The 13437-nt window shown below is 69.0% G+C and carries 11 protein-coding genes and 1 pseudogene; 1 reads left to right on the forward strand and 11 read right to left on the reverse strand.

Annotated features, from left to right (window positions below):
* Positions 1–316: 316 nt before the first annotated feature.
* Positions 317–553: a hypothetical protein gene (locus ACFYMP_RS26500; protein ID WP_148002520.1), complete on the reverse strand. Its 237-nt coding sequence runs from the start codon at positions 551–553 to the stop codon at positions 317–319.
* A 316-nt stretch (positions 554–869) separates the two neighbouring features.
* On the opposite strand from ACFYMP_RS26500, the gene ACFYMP_RS26505 reads away from it, so the two are divergent.
* Positions 870–3422 (forward strand): Helicase associated domain protein, encoded by a 2553-nt coding sequence (locus ACFYMP_RS26505; RefSeq protein ID WP_388862192.1) that lies wholly within the window; start codon positions 870–872, stop codon positions 3420–3422.
* A gap of 63 nt (positions 3423–3485) precedes the next feature.
* Here ACFYMP_RS26505 and ACFYMP_RS26510 read toward each other — a convergent pair whose 3' ends face one another.
* From ACFYMP_RS26510 to ACFYMP_RS26555, 10 genes and pseudogenes are all read right to left on the reverse strand, one after another.
* Positions 3486–3656 (reverse strand): hypothetical protein, encoded by a 171-nt coding sequence (locus ACFYMP_RS26510; protein ID WP_388862194.1) that lies wholly within the window; start codon positions 3654–3656, stop codon positions 3486–3488.
* A 31-nt stretch (positions 3657–3687) separates the two neighbouring features.
* Positions 3688–4320: pseudogene (locus tag ACFYMP_RS26515) on the reverse strand (replication-relaxation family protein); the annotation flags it as partial.
* A 1427-nt stretch (positions 4321–5747) separates the two neighbouring features.
* Positions 5748–6491, reverse strand: coding sequence for a LysE family translocator (locus ACFYMP_RS26520; RefSeq protein WP_388862196.1), 744 nt, complete (start codon positions 6489–6491; stop codon positions 5748–5750).
* A gap of 86 nt (positions 6492–6577) precedes the next feature.
* Positions 6578–7837: a diaminobutyrate--2-oxoglutarate transaminase gene (gene ectB, locus ACFYMP_RS26525; protein WP_388862198.1), complete on the reverse strand. Its 1260-nt coding sequence runs from the start codon at positions 7835–7837 to the stop codon at positions 6578–6580.
* Positions 7838–7917: 80 nt separating this feature from the next.
* Positions 7918–8421 (reverse strand): flavin reductase family protein, encoded by a 504-nt coding sequence (locus tag ACFYMP_RS26530; protein ID WP_388862200.1) that lies wholly within the window; start codon positions 8419–8421, stop codon positions 7918–7920.
* Entirely contained in the window at positions 8418–10130 is a 1713-nt protein-coding gene (locus ACFYMP_RS26535) for an amino acid adenylation domain-containing protein (protein ID WP_388862202.1), read from the reverse strand. Before ACFYMP_RS26535 ends, ACFYMP_RS26530 begins: the two co-directional genes overlap by 4 nt.
* A complete protein-coding gene (locus tag ACFYMP_RS26540) occupies positions 10127–11182 on the reverse strand; it encodes a hypothetical protein (protein WP_388862204.1) in 1056 nt (351 codons plus the stop codon). The genes ACFYMP_RS26535 and ACFYMP_RS26540 overlap by 4 nt, the downstream gene beginning before the upstream one ends.
* Complete coding sequence (locus tag ACFYMP_RS26545) at positions 11172–11804, reverse strand: 4'-phosphopantetheinyl transferase family protein (RefSeq protein ID WP_388862206.1); 633 nt, start codon at positions 11802–11804, stop codon at positions 11172–11174. Before ACFYMP_RS26545 ends, ACFYMP_RS26540 begins: the two co-directional genes overlap by 11 nt.
* Positions 11805–11997: 193 nt before the next feature.
* On the reverse strand, positions 11998–13167 hold the full coding sequence (locus ACFYMP_RS26550) for an acyl-CoA dehydrogenase family protein (RefSeq protein WP_388862208.1): 1170 nt from the start codon (positions 13165–13167) through the stop codon (positions 11998–12000).
* A complete protein-coding gene (locus ACFYMP_RS26555; RefSeq protein WP_388862210.1) occupies positions 13164–13436 on the reverse strand; it encodes an acyl carrier protein in 273 nt (90 codons plus the stop codon). Before ACFYMP_RS26555 ends, ACFYMP_RS26550 begins: the two co-directional genes overlap by 4 nt.
* Position 13437 lies beyond the last annotated feature (1 nt).

The raw sequence follows: 13437 nt of genomic DNA on the forward strand, positions 1-13437 counted from the left end.
CCCGCGGAGCGGGTACCTCATCGCTGCGCGATGAGCAAGCGAACCACCGGGCTGCGCCCGGTGGTTGCGCTCCCGCTCCGCGTCCGCGCTGCACCTCGCTGCGCGAGGTGCGCACCACCCGGACTGCGTCCGGGTGGTGACGGCCTGTCCGCTGCGCTCCCAGGCCGGGCCTTGCCGCGCAAGGCATGACTGGTGCTCCGCTTCGCTCCGCACCAGGTTGGGCGGAGCCGCTGCGCTCCCCCGACCAACGGCTCCTACGGCTGCGCCTGCGGGCCTATGGCCCGCAGGCGCGGGCCAGGCTGGCTACGGGAGCGGGCTACTCGATGTGCCCGGTCGTGGGGTCTACCTGCTTCAAGAAGTCCTGCGCCAGTGCTTGGAGTTCCGGCTCGCTCAATGCCCTGGCCGGCTGTACTGCGGAAGTGAAGCCGTATCCGGGGTTGGGGCCTGATAGCCAGGTGAAGTCGTACGTGCCCAACTCGTCGGGACGTTCGGTGACGTCGAACGTCTCTCCGTCGACCACGAGTGTCGACCGCTGTGTGCTGTGCCTGTCCATGACTGGTCATTATGTCTGGTGCTCTGACATCGATCGTGCGTGTCGGCACTCTTCGTACCAGCGCTTCAGGGAAGCGCGGGTACTGTGTGCTTCATTTTTTGATCCGAGATAAACTATGGACTCGTAGAACACAACCCCGGACCGCTCCGAAGGGTTATCGAGATCCATCCCACGGCCTTGCTGGTGCTCCGGTGAGGCAGAGCAGCCACCCGATCACGTCAGTCCAACCGTAGCCCTAGTGGCTCCTCCACGTGCAGGTTTCCCGTTTCCCGTCGCTCGAATCGACCGGGTGGCACCCTAGGAGAAGGCAGGCGTTATGTCGAGCACAGAACGCGTTGATCAGCGCGAGGCGGCCCAGCGAGAAGCCGTTGACGCGGTCGTACGTGCCCTGGAATTGCCTGCAAGATCACTTGTGCCCGAGCGGGGGCTTCGAACGCAGGTGATCATGGCGACCGGGTCCGGGAAGACTCGAGTGGCGGTCCGCAGCGCGGAGGAGCTCCACGCGGGCCATGTGCTGGTGCTCGTGCCCTCTCTGGACCTGCTCGCCCAGACCGAGGCCTCATGGCGCGAGGGAGGCCGTCGTGGGCCGATGATCGGGGTGTCCTCGCTGCGGGGCGAGGAAGCGTCTTTCCCCAACACCACGGACGTGGACGAGCTGGTGGAGTGGACGCGAGGCTTGGAGAAGGTCACCGTGTACGCCACGTACGCCAGCCTCGGTCTGGGCACGCTGGAGCGGGCGCACGCCGCGGGTCTCGCGGCCTGGGACCTGATCGTGGTGGACGAGGCCCACCGCGTTTCGGGCCGGATCGGGAAGCCGTGGGCCGTCGTCCACGACAACCAGAAGATCCCGTCCCTGCGCCGCCTCTACATGACGGCCACGCCCCGGCTGTGGCAGCTTGAGGACCAGGACGAGGCCGGCGCACCCGGCGAGCTGGTCGCGAGCATGGAAGACGACCCCGAGGGCCCCTTCGGCAGCCGCTGCTTCACCCTGACCCTCTCGGAGGCCATCGACCGGGGAATCTGTGCCCCCTATCAGGTCGTATGCGTCGACGTCACCGACACCGCCCTCCAGGCCGCGCAGCTCCTGGGCGCCGAAAGCCGCTCGGCAGAGGTCCGCGGGGCCCGGCTCGCCGCTCTGCAGACCGCCCTGGTGAAGGCGTCGGCGGAGGAGAACTTCCGGCGCACGCTCGTCTTCCACCACGTCGTCAAGGAGGCCGAAGCGTTCGCGGCCGGCCTCCCCGACGTCGCCGCCCAGCTGCACGCATCCGACCCCGAGCTGTACCCCAAGACGATCTGGGCGGACTGGCTGTGCGGGGACCACAAGCCGCTCCACCGCCGCCGGCTGCTCGGGGAGTTCGCGGCCGGGATCGCCACGGACGGCACCGTGGTGGAGAAGTGCTTCCTGTGCTCGGTGAAGGTCCTGGGCGAAGGCGTCGACACCAAAAACTGCGACTCCGTCTACTGGGCCGACGTACGCGGCTCGATGCCCGATCTGGTCCAGGCCGTCGGCCGGGCGCTGCGTATGCAGCCGGGCGAGGGCAAGATGGCCAGCCTGGTCGTGCCGGTCCTGCTCGGGCCCGGGGAGACGGCCGACAACATGCTCACGAGCCGGGCATTCGGCGGGCTGGCCAAGCTGCTGGAGGCACTACGGGCGCACGACGCCAGGATCGTGGAGAGCCTCGCGGAGCAGCAGGCCCCGAGCCGCTACAAGCCCGTCAGCAAGGACGACAGCGGCAAGAGCACGGACGAGAGCGGCGAGGGCTCCGGGGGCGTCAGCGCCCCTGCCAAGGCCCTGCTGAAGTTCAGTACGCCGCGCGACCCGGCCGCCCTCGCCGCGTTCATCAACCTGCGGGTCCTCAACCCGGAACACGAGCACTGGCGGCGCGGCGTGGAAGCGGCCGTCATCTACGCCCGTGAGCACGGCGACCTGCGGGTGCCGTTCACGTTCCGTGTGCCCGCCGCCGTCGACGGCCAGGAGGCCGAAGGCGAGGGGTGGCCAGCCTCGCTCGCGGGCTTCCCGCTGGGGCAGTGGACCGCCGACGCGCGCCGGTTCTACGCCCGGGGCGAGATGGACGAGGACCGTGTCGAGCAGTTGGAGAAGCTCGGCATGATCTGGTCGCACTTCGACGTCGCCTGGGAGGAGGGCCTGTCCGCCGCGCGCGGGTGGGCCGCCGAACACGGGCACCTCCTGGCCCCGCTGAACGCCACCTTCCAGGGCGCGAAGGTGGGCATCTTCCTGAAGAACGCGCGGGCCGCCGCCCGCAAGGCGCAGGAGAACGAGCAGCGGCGCGCGGAGGGCCTGCCGGTGGAGTCGTCGGCCGGGACGCTGTCGGACGAGCGGCGCGAGCAGCTGGAGGAGATCGACCCGTCGTGGTGCCCGGCCTGGCCGATGACCTGGCAGCGCGCCTTCCACCTCGTGCGGATGCACCTGGACGCGGGCGAGGCGCTGCCCACCGAGGCGGGCGACGTCGTGCGCCAGGGCGAGGACCTCGGACGGTGGGTACAGTCGGTCCGGCTCGGCTGGGACCAGCTCACAGGCGTACAGCAGTGGATGTGTGAGCAGGTCCTCGGGATCGAACCCGCCACCGAGGACGAGAAGCCGCCGGCGCGCCGTACGCAGGCCGACAAGTGGGCGCTGAACTACGAGGCCGCCCGCCAGTTCTACGAGCGCGAGGGACACCTGCGAGTGCCGCGGAAGCATGTCGAGCGGATCGTCTGCGAGGGCGATGGGAAGGGCGGCAACGGCGACGACCAGGAGGTTCGGGAGCTTCGGCTTGGTGCATGGATCGGGAACCAGCGCAACCGGGCCGCGACGCTGACGCCGGAGCGGATGGAACAGCTGTCCGCCATCGGGATGCGGTGGTCGTGAAGGTGAACCTCTGACGTACGACGTCGACGGGCCGCACGGAGTCTTCCGTGCGGCCCGTCGCTGTCAGGCGTGTTCGTCGCCGTCCTGCTGGGCCTGCCAGCGCTTCTTCAGGTTCTTGCTCCACCCCTTGGGCGGTGGCCAGTCGATGCCCCAGGCAGCGAGCTGTGCCCGGCCGTAGCCATCGTTGGGTGTGCGGGCGGCCTCGATCTCTTCGGGTGACGGCAGGTGTGTCATGAGGGGATCAACGAACCGCGGGGCCGGGTTGTCACCCGCCGCCGTGCTCCCGTCGTCCGTTGATGAGCGCGGCCAGGCGCAGCGGCTGGTCGCTGGTGGGACTGTGCCAGATCGGAGTGAGGGGGCCGTGTTCCTGGAGGTTGGGGAGGGTGGTGATGCCGACGGCGAGTTCGCGGCGGCGAATGCCGCGCAGGGTGCGGATGCCCGCGAGGGTGTCGGCGGTCCGGTTGTCCAGCGTGGTCTTCTTCTTGTCGGCCAGCACGATCAGCAGGGGCGGGAACTTCATCTCTGCCCCGGCCCTCGGGAAGCGGGTGAACCAGTCGGGCAGCCCGGTCGGGCCTGCGCCGGCGGCGCGTGCGGGGCGCGGCCCGGTGGGGCGGTGGGTGTAGTGGCGGCAGCCGTCGTAGGCGGCGACCTTGTTGATCAGCTTGCCCAGCGACATGGTGGCGCGGTCCAGTTCGACGAAGACGTGCGGCAGGTTCTGGACCTCGAGGTGCAGCACGGCGTCCGGGATGAGCAGGCCGCCGGCTCCCAGCGGGTGGGCGACTTCGACCTCCCAGTCGCCGACTTCGCCCAGGGCCGTGCCGAATCTGGTGTCCGGCGCCAGGTCGCGGCCGAACGCGATGGCCGTGTCGGTGACGGCCAGGGCGTGCGCGGAGAGGCGGGAGAGGCGGCGACGTGCTCACCGGTCACCTGCGTGGGGCGGTGCTCGGCGAGCCCCGCGCGGCGCGCCTCCGCGAGGCCGGCGTCGGTGAGGAACCAGATGTGCGGGCGCCGCTTCTCGTTCGCGGCCACCAGGCCGCCCTTCGCCGGGCCGCGCAGGTGCTTGCGGATGGTGCTGGAGCCCGTCGCCATCGGAGTCAGCCAGGTGTGGAGCTGGTGGGGCGTGGCGACCCGGGTGCAGGCGAGCAGCTGCAGCATCCGCAGATCATGTTCCACTCCGTACTCGGTGGAAGCAGGTACTAGAGAGGAGTCGGCATCCCGCGCGAAGGGGGAATCCCCCTTGCGAACAGGCACAACGCCCTCAGAGCCCGCGTCGGCTGTGAGTCCGGCATCGGGCCCGTGAGTGTGCCCCTGACCGGACGGCGTCTCCGTGCCCCGGGACGGGTTCTGTGTCTGCGTGGAGGCCGGCTCGGGCATCGGGTGGGCGGTGGTCGTCACGGTGGTCTTCTCCTGTCGGTCGGCTCCACACCCCCGGACGAGAGGCGCGGCCCCGGCGCACACAGCAGGAAGCGGTGCCGTACGCACCAGGGCAGGCGCCATCGTGCAGAGCCACCCCTTGTCCGCTGTCTGATCGTGGCCGCTAGCCAGCGGTGGTCAAGGTAAAACGCAGCGCTCGCGGCAATACGGCCGACCTGGACAAGGGGTTATCCGCCTGACCAGGCACCCGGATCGAAAGATCGACAAGGGGGCCAGGTTTACCCCTTGCAGCGTTATTCGTCCGCATTCGGGAGCAGGGGAGAAATCTCCGTCCTCTGTCCACAGGTCTGCTGCGGAGATCGCAACCGGGCTTTCGACCTCACATCCTCAGCGCACGGTGCAGGTGACGGTGGTGCGCAACACTCTCGAACAGGGAGTCGCGCGAGGCGTTTGGGAGCGCTCGAAGCAGGGCCGCTCAGTGTACTTACAGCCCGGTTCCCCTCGCTTCGGCGCCTGGGGAGACCGCGGAGTCCGCTGAGTAACTGGTGCTCGCCAGCACAGCCGACGATGGAACCATCGCACGCTCAGACACTACTGGACCGAGTGCGGGCGAGGTTCGTTCCCCTTGGGGATGCTGCCCGCGCTCAAGTCATCGGTGTGTTCGACAGAACACGCCTGCACAGCGCACACGCCTGTGGCAGCATCCCCGTGGCCTTGCGCCATGGCCACCCCAGGATTTTGAGCGCTCGGTCCCGGCATTTCACGGCTTGAGCCAAAGCAGACTGCTGCTGCGGTGACGGTGCCGCCCGGCTCGGCCACGCCGGCGGGTACCGGGGCCGGCAGTTCCACCAGATGCGGCACCGTCCGTTCGCACGCAAGGCCAGGGTGTGCCGCCGGGAGTGGCACCGGCCAGTCTTGCCCGTCAATGCGACATCTGGCTCGCGGTTGCGGTCACGCGACCGTGGCGACCGCGACACCGATGGCGATGAACAGCCACCCGGTGGTCAGTTCCCAGCGGCGGCGCACGGACGGACGGGCCAGCAGGGCCCGCAGCTGTGTGGCGATGAGGACCAGTGCGAACCAGTAGACGACTCCGATCAGCACGTCGAGGATGCCGAGGAAGAAGATCTGCCGCGTCATCGAGCCGGAACCGTTGATGAACTGCGGCAGGATGCTCAGGAAGAACAGTGCTGCCTTCGGGTTGAGAACGTTGGTCAGGAACCCCTGGGTGAAGCCCGCCCACCTTCCACCGTTGGCGGGCTTTCCCGCATCGCCGGTCAGTCCGCTCTCCTCCTCGTTCTCGCCCTCGGCGGCTGAGGTTTCGGATCGGTGCAGGCTGCGGTCTCCGGCTCCGCTCCCCCTGACCGCAGCGCTCTTGCGCTCCGTGCCGGCTGTTTCCCGCAGCCGGGCGGAGCGCCGGGCTGCGAGGACCGCTCGGACCCCGAGATAGACGAGATAAGCCGCCCCGCAGAATTTGATCGCGTCGTAGACAACGGGAGAGCGGGCGGCGATAACGGACAAACCCAGCGCGGCGGCCAGCATGTGCACGCACAGGCCGCTCTGCGCGCCGAGAGCCGCCGCCCGTCCTTTCGCCGGGTTCTCGGCGGCCGACCTCAAGACCACGAGGAAATCGGGGCCGGGAACCACATAAGCCACCAGCACCACACCAAGAAATCCCACGAGGTCGACCGACATCGCGTCCTCCGTTCCTGCCTAGGTCCGTCATCTGTCCGGCTGTCGCCTGCCCAGCCGCCACTTCCGCGCGTCCGCTCCCTACGGGCTCACGCTGCCAGGGCCTTCGTGCCGATCACCGAAGTGACCGCGTCGGCGAATATGTCGAGCCCCCGCTCCAGATTCGCCTCTGGCACGTTGAGCGGCGGCAGTAGTTTGGCGACCTCGTCGTTCAGTCCGGCGGTCTCGATCAGCAGTCCGGCACGGTACGCGGCGGCGCACACCTCACGAGCCTGTCCGGGACGTGCGAAGGGCAGACCCCAGACGAGACCGCGGCCGCGCGGCTGCGGCAGCCCGTGCCGGTGGGCGATGCGCCGCAACGCCCGGCCCGTTCGCTCGCCGAGCGCCTCGGTCCGCTTTGCCAGAGCGTCGTCGGACCAGAAGAGCTCCAGGGCGCGGGCCGCGGTGACGAAGGCAGGGTTGTAGCCGCGGAAGGTGCCGTTGTGTTCGCCCGGCTTCCACACGTCGTGCTCGGGGCGCAGCAGAGTTAAGGCCATCGGCATCCCGTACCCGCTGATGGACTTGGACAAGCAGACGATGTCCGGGACGATGCCAGCCTCCTCGAAGGAGAAGAACCTTCCGGTGCGCCCACAGCCCATCTGTATGTCGTCCACGATCAGCAGTGCGCCGTGTTCCCGGGTCCAGGTGGCCAGGGCGCGCAGCCATGCAGGCCTCGCGACGTTGACTCCGCCTTCTCCTTGCACGTTCTCCACCACGACTGCTGCGGGCGGTCCCTCCTGCGCGGCGATCTCGAGTGACCGGGCAAGGCGGGCCGTCGCCTGGGTGTCGTCATCGGTCGGGTCGTCGTAGGGCATGGCCACGGTGTGCGAAAGAGGCACACCTGCGCCAGCTCGTTTGGTCGGGTTGGCGGTGACTGCCAGGGATCCGAGCGTCATGCCGTGGAAGCCTCGCGCGAAGTAGGCCACGGTGTGCCGGCCGGTGACTTTGCGGGCGAGCTTGAGCGCGGCTTCGACGGCGTTGGTGCCGCCGGGGCCGGGGAACTGGACGCGGTAGTCCAGTCCCCGGGGCGTCAGCACCAAGTCCCGCAGTCGTTCCAGGAAGACACGCTTGGCGTCGGTGTTCATGTCGAGGCCGTGGGTGATGCCGTCGCGCGCCAGGTATCGCAGCAGCACAGCTTTCAGTTCCGGGTGATTGTGTCCGTAGTTCAGGGCGCCGGCGCCTGCGAAGAAGTCGATCCAGTCTCGTCCGGCTTCATCGCGGAGAATCGTGCCGTGCCCTGTGGTGAAGACGGTGGGCCAGGCCCGGCTGTAGCTGCGGACCTCTGATTCCATGGTGTCGAAGACGCTCATGCTGCTCCCTGTCGGAGTCGGTACGCGTACTGGCTGCGGGTGCGGGGATCGCGCGGTGGGGCTGGTGTAAAGGCGAGTTGTCACTCCGTCAGGACATGTTCATGCCGTTGGTAGAGGACCAGTGCCTGGGCCGCGGGGTCGTAGCTCGTCCACAGCGCGGCGCCTATCAGGAGGGTGTGGTCCAGCGCGGGGGTGGCTTGGTCGAGCCGGCACACCACGGTGGCGGCCGTGCCCTCGAGCACCGGGCAGTTCATCTCGTCACGGTGGCCGACGCCGACGAAGCGTTCGTTGGCCGGTAACCGGGCGAACCGGTCGATGAGTGGACGCTGTTGCCAGCTCAGGATGTTGACGGCGAAGCCGCCGTGTTCGCGGGCGAACCGTACGGTGCGTCCGTTGCTGGCAAGGGAGACCAGGAGCGCCGGCGGTTCCGTGGAAAGCGAAAGGACCGCGTTGGCGGTGCACCCGACCGGTCCGTCCGGGCCGTTGGTGGTGATGACGGCGACTCCGGTGGCAAGTTGCGCCATGGCGGTGCAGAAGTCTTCGCGGGCGGGCAGCTGGATGCGTTGTTCGGCGGAGGTGGTCACTGGGGTCCTTCCTTCAGGGCGTCGCGGCGCACGGCGGAGGCGGTGCCCACCGGTGCGGGTGCGATGGGTCCATCGGCTGGGGTGGGAGGGCCAGTACGGGCCGGGGAATGGGTGTCTGGCCGGGCCGGTCCCAGGGCGGCGTATACGGCGGCACGGTCGATCTTGCCGTTGAGGTTGAGCGGTAATTCCGGCAGGTGGAGCAGGGTGCGGGGCACCATGTACGACGGCAGTCGCTGCTTGACCGCGTCCAGCAGGAGCGCGGGGCTCGGGGCGTTGCCGGTGTAGACGGCTTCGATGACGGGTGTCGGGCGATCGGTCCTGGCGATCGCCACGGCGTCCTGCACGCCCGGTTGGGACCGCAGTCCCTCTTCTATCTCGCCGAGTTCGACGCGGTAGCCGTTGATCTTAATTTGTCCGTCGAGGCGACCCAGGTGCACCAGTCCATCGTCTTCGGTCACTACCCGGTCACCGGTGCGATACCAGTAAGCGTCGGTCAGTGGTCCGCCGTCGTACGGTTCGAAAGCTGCGTCCGGCCGGTCGGGCTCGCCGGCGGCAAAGCGGCCGCGGTTGTCGGTGGGCTCCAGGTAACCGGGGAATCGCTGCGCGCCGCGCACCAGCAGCTCTCCTTCGTTGGCGGGATGCATCTGTGCATCGACGACTTGGGTGGTCGCTCCTGGGTGGGCGTTTCCGATGGGCACGGTGCCGTTTGCAGTGCGCGGCCAGTGGGCCGGGTCGCTAGGGAGCCGGTATCCCGTGCAGGTGACGGTGAGCTCGGTGGGTCCGTACAGGTTTTCCAGGCATGCCTGAGGTGCGGCAGCGTGCCATGCCTCGGCCTGCCGCACGGTGAGGGGTTCACCGGCGAAGGCTGCGTACTGCAGGGACGGCATTGAGCGAGGCGGCAAGCGGCGCAGGCGGGAGGCCAGTGACACCACCGAGGGGACCGAGAACCAGTGGGTCAGCTTCTGCTGTGTGACGAACCCGGCGGGGTCCATCAGCTCTTCGCGGGTGGGGACCACTAGGGCTGCGCCCGTGCTCCAGGCGACGAACAGGTCGAAGACTGATGGGTCGAAGGTGAGGTCAAAGGTCTGCGAGAGCCTGCTGTCTGCTCTCGCACCGCTGCGTGCGACCGCGTGGTCGAGGTAGGCGTCGGTATTCGCGTGGCGGATAACCACGCCCTTGGGACGGCCGGTTGAGCCGGAGGTGAACAGAATGTACGCGTCGTCCTCGGGACCGGGCCCGGGGATCTGAGCGTCGTTGTGCGCCAGGGCGGGATCGGTGAGTGAGACCGGAACGAGAGCAGCGCCGGCTCCGGCCGGGCTGTGGTCCACTGCTGCATCGGCGAGCACGAGGGTGGCCCCGGCTTGTCGAACGATGGTCTCGTTGCGGTCGGGCGGAGCTGCCGGATTGAGCGGCACCACTGCAGCGCCGAGGCGCTGTACTGCCAGGTAGGCGGCGTAGGTTTCCGGGGTGCGCGCCGCCAGTAACGCGATCCGGTGAGGTGGTGGTCCTGCGGTGTACAGCTGTTCTGCCAACGCCGTGGCGTGCGCGTGGAGGTCGGCGTAGCTCAGGGTGCGTGCGTCGGCGGTGAGGGCGGGGCGATTGGGGTGGCGCTGTACGGAGCGGGCGAAGCGGTCCCACAGGGTGAGCGGGGGCTTGGAATCTTCTGTGGGCCTACTGGTGGTGTCAGACCGATCGGTGGTGTCGCTCATGCCGGTCGCTCTCCTTGCCGAACGTGCGGGCGGGCAGTGGGCGAGGCGGTGGGCGCGCCGTAGCCGTGTGTCGCGTGCAGCGGGGAAGCCGCTGCCTCGGCCTCGGCCAGAGACGCGAAGGCGCCGCTGATCAAGGTGGGGCGCGGGCGTCCGCGGCGGGCGGAGTTGACGGCGAAGCGCAGCATTCGCGGTAGCTCTCGCCATTTGGCGGTGGTGGCGTCGATGATCTCCCTGTCTGCGGGGGTCAGGGTGTCGCCGGCCGAACGCAGTAGGTGGGCGTCGCGGAACAGATGGTGTCGCGAGGCGGCCCAGACGTCCTCCAGCACACCGCGCGAGGCCTCCCCGGGCAGCTCCGCCGACAGAAGCCGCGCGGTTTCCTCCAGGGCGGCGGCGTCCGTGAGCCACGGCTCTCCGGGCAATGTCTCCTGGGTAGTTCCGGGCTCTTCGGCGAGCCATTGGAACGTCTCGTGCGGGGCGGGGGTGACGGGAAATCCGAAGGCCAGAGCGTTACGGGTGCGGTGAATTTCGGATAGTCCGCCGGGGAAGCGGAGCAGCGCGGTGAACTCAGCGTCGTTCATGCTGCCGGCGAACGGCTCCTGAGCGCTGCCGGTGGTGAAGAGGGCCGAGAAGGCGTCCATCAGGTGCCAGGTCCTACCCTCGTGAGGTTCGGCGCTGGTGACTGAGTGGCTCTCATGGCCGTCAACCAGGATGAGGTGAGGGGCGTGATCGTCGGCATCGCCCTGAAGCCAGGGCAGAGCGCCGCTGTCAGCGACTACCAGGACGCTTCCGCTCTGGGTCAGTTCGTCCGCGATACCGCTCAGTGCTGTTGTAGCGTCCGGCGCTCCGCGGTAGGCGAGGCGCCGCCCGCCCGGCAAATTGTCCAGAGCACGGTCGTGGTGCGAGAAGTGTCCGGTGTCTTGCTGGACTGCAAGGCGGACGGAGCGGGCCAGCAGATCGGAGGTGCCGGGGGCTCGTTGGGCCAGGAGAAGGGCAAGGTTCTCGGTGTAGCAGCTCAGGCCCAGACTGCTTGGGGCCGTTGGATCAACGCGCATGGTGGTTCTCCAGTGGGGGCGTCGGACTGGACCTGTCCGGGGCGGGTGGGCCGATGGCGCAGGCGAGGGCGGCCGTCTCGCCGGCCTCGGCAGGCCATGGCGCCCGGTTCCAGCGCAGCAGCTGCCAGGTCCCGGCCGTGCTCTCCGGGCTGACTGGCACTTTCCAGGGCGAGCCCGAGAGGCCTGTGCCGTGCGCCTTCACGCACGCCTCCTGGACGGTCCACACCTGGGCGAAGGCGTGGGCGGCCATCTCCGGTGGCAGGGTGGCCAGCCATGCCGCCGTCTTCGGCACGCAGCAGCGGCGCAGCATGCCCGGCGAGGGTGAGCGCGGTGTCTGGATGTCCACGCCGACTTCGCGGTTTTCGGCGACGGCTGCTGCGACGTACGGGCCGCTGTGCGAGATGCTGACACCGTATGGCGGTGTGTGGGGCAGTCTGGGGCGGCCATTGGGTTCGACGACGAGCTTTCGTTGCGCGGCTGTGTTGCCGAGCAGTTCGGCGGTGAGCAGCCTCAGTAGTGCGCGGCCTGCCAGGTGCTCTTCGGCCCGCCAGGCCGCCATGGCGGCGGCCGTGGCCAGCTCTTCGGGATGCAGCAGGTCCCATGCGCCGGGGGTGCGGAGCACTTCGGCTGTGCGGGCCAGGGCGAGGGTGACGCCCTGGCCCGGCGTCCATATCCGGGCGGCGGCTCCCCAGTCGGGGCACGGGATCCAGTGAGAGAGGGCGGCTGGGTCGGACAGTGCAGGCCGTTGGGGCTGCGGCGGCGGGTGCGCGGACGGGGGTAGGTGCACGCCGGGTGACGTTAGGGGCGGGTGCATGTCAGACAAGGGTCGTCTCCTGGTCGAGTAGGCTGAGTGACCCGTTGGCTAGGTGCAGCCGGTCGTTGCCGTAGTTCAGGGAGGCGGAACGCAGGTCGCGCAGGGCCCTTTCCAGGGCGAGTGGTTGGTTGCGCAGGTAGCCGTGGCGCAGTCCGACCAGTTCGATCAGCTCTTCCACGGCCGCCAGGCAATGTTCGGAGGCGGTCACCTTCAGGGAGTTGACCAGCAGCTGCCAGGGGGCGCTGCCGCGCTGTTCCTCGGAGAGCGTGCCGTATACGCCGGCCGTGTGGCTCAGCATGGCCTGTACGGTCTCGATGCGTTGACGGGCCCGGGCCAGCCGAGTCAAGAGGAGCTCGCCTTTGAGGTCGCGTCGGCGGCGTTCCTGGGGGCTGCGCAGCAAGTGCACGGTGCGGGACAGTGCGCCGGCGGCTGTGCCCAGCCAGCAGGCACTCCAGCCTAAATGGGCCAACGGGGCGAAGACGTTGATGGTGACGCGCCGGAAATCGCCGTGGTCGCCGACAACTTGGTCGTAGGGGATGGATCCGGTGAACCGCATCGGGACGCTGTGTGTCCCACGCATGCCCATCGGGTCCCAGCCTCCGAGTGCCTGCACGTCGAGCTGGTCGCGTTCGGCGTAGACCAGCGAGACCTGTCCTTCGGAGGTCGCTTCGGGGGCGAGGGCGGTGATGAGGTAGGCGTCGGCGTAAGCGCCTCCGGTGACGATCGGCGCCATCCGGTCCAGCTCGATGTGGTTCCCCTCGCGCCGGGTGCCGGTTTCCGAGCTGAGCAGGTGGCCGCCCTTGCCGGCTTCGGTGGTCACCGAGCCCAGGTACACGTCCCCTCGGGCGATTCCGGGCAGCACCCGCTCGCGGAGTTCTCGCGAGGCGTGGTGGACCAGAGCTGCGACCTGCTGGCCGTGCATGGCGTACACCATGGCCGCCGACATGTCGTGGCGGGCGATGAGCTGTGAGAGCGCCAGAAGGTCGGGGACCGTGCCGCCCAGCCCGCCGTACTCGGCCGGTACGAGCAGTCCCAGCAGCCCGGAGGCGCGCATCGCGGCCAGTCCCTGCTGGGGAAAGGCTGCCTTTTCGTCGTTCTCGGCGGCGTGGGCCTCTACCGTCTCCAGTACCGGTGCCAGCCGTTCGGCCAGGGCGGGATTCAGGGCCTTCACCGGGCGTCCGCAGGGGTGTTGAGACGGTCGTCGGCACTGCGGACGTTTTCCACGGCCTGCCACAGGGCGCCGGCTGTCTCGAAGTTGGCGTCAGTGAGCTGCTCGTCGGGCAGGGTGACGCCGCAGTTGTCCTCGAGGTCGAAGACGAGGTCGATGGCCTGCATGGAGTTGAGTCCCAGGTCGCGCAGGCGGTCCTCGGGCCGCAGGTCCTGGTCGGGGGTGAGGTAGCGCAGGTGGGGGCGCAGGGTGTCGATGAAGAGCTGGTCCATA

It is taken from the genome of Streptomyces sp. NPDC007088 (assembly GCF_042869355.1).
In the GTDB taxonomy this organism is placed as follows: domain Bacteria; phylum Actinomycetota; class Actinomycetes; order Streptomycetales; family Streptomycetaceae; genus Streptomyces.

Coding starts and splice junctions, on each gene's coding strand:
- ACFYMP_RS26535 (WP_388862202.1), bottom strand. CDS start 10,130: ATGAGCGACACCACCGATCGGTCTGACACCACCAGTAGGCCCACAGAA.
- ACFYMP_RS26505 (WP_388862192.1), top strand. CDS start 870: ATGTCGAGCACAGAACGCGTTGATCAGCGCGAGGCGGCCCAGCGAGAA.
- ACFYMP_RS26510 (WP_388862194.1), bottom strand. CDS start 3,656: ATGACACACCTGCCGTCACCCGAAGAGATCGAGGCCGCCCGCACACCC.
- ACFYMP_RS26540 (WP_388862204.1), bottom strand. CDS start 11,182: ATGCGCGTTGATCCAACGGCCCCAAGCAGTCTGGGCCTGAGCTGCTAC.
- ectB (WP_388862198.1), bottom strand. CDS start 7,837: ATGAGCGTCTTCGACACCATGGAATCAGAGGTCCGCAGCTACAGCCGG.
- ACFYMP_RS26555 (WP_388862210.1), bottom strand. CDS start 13,436: ATGGACCAGCTCTTCATCGACACCCTGCGCCCCCACCTGCGCTACCTC.
- ACFYMP_RS26500 (WP_148002520.1), bottom strand. CDS start 553: ATGGACAGGCACAGCACACAGCGGTCGACACTCGTGGTCGACGGAGAG.
- ACFYMP_RS26520 (WP_388862196.1), bottom strand. CDS start 6,491: ATGTCGGTCGACCTCGTGGGATTTCTTGGTGTGGTGCTGGTGGCTTAT.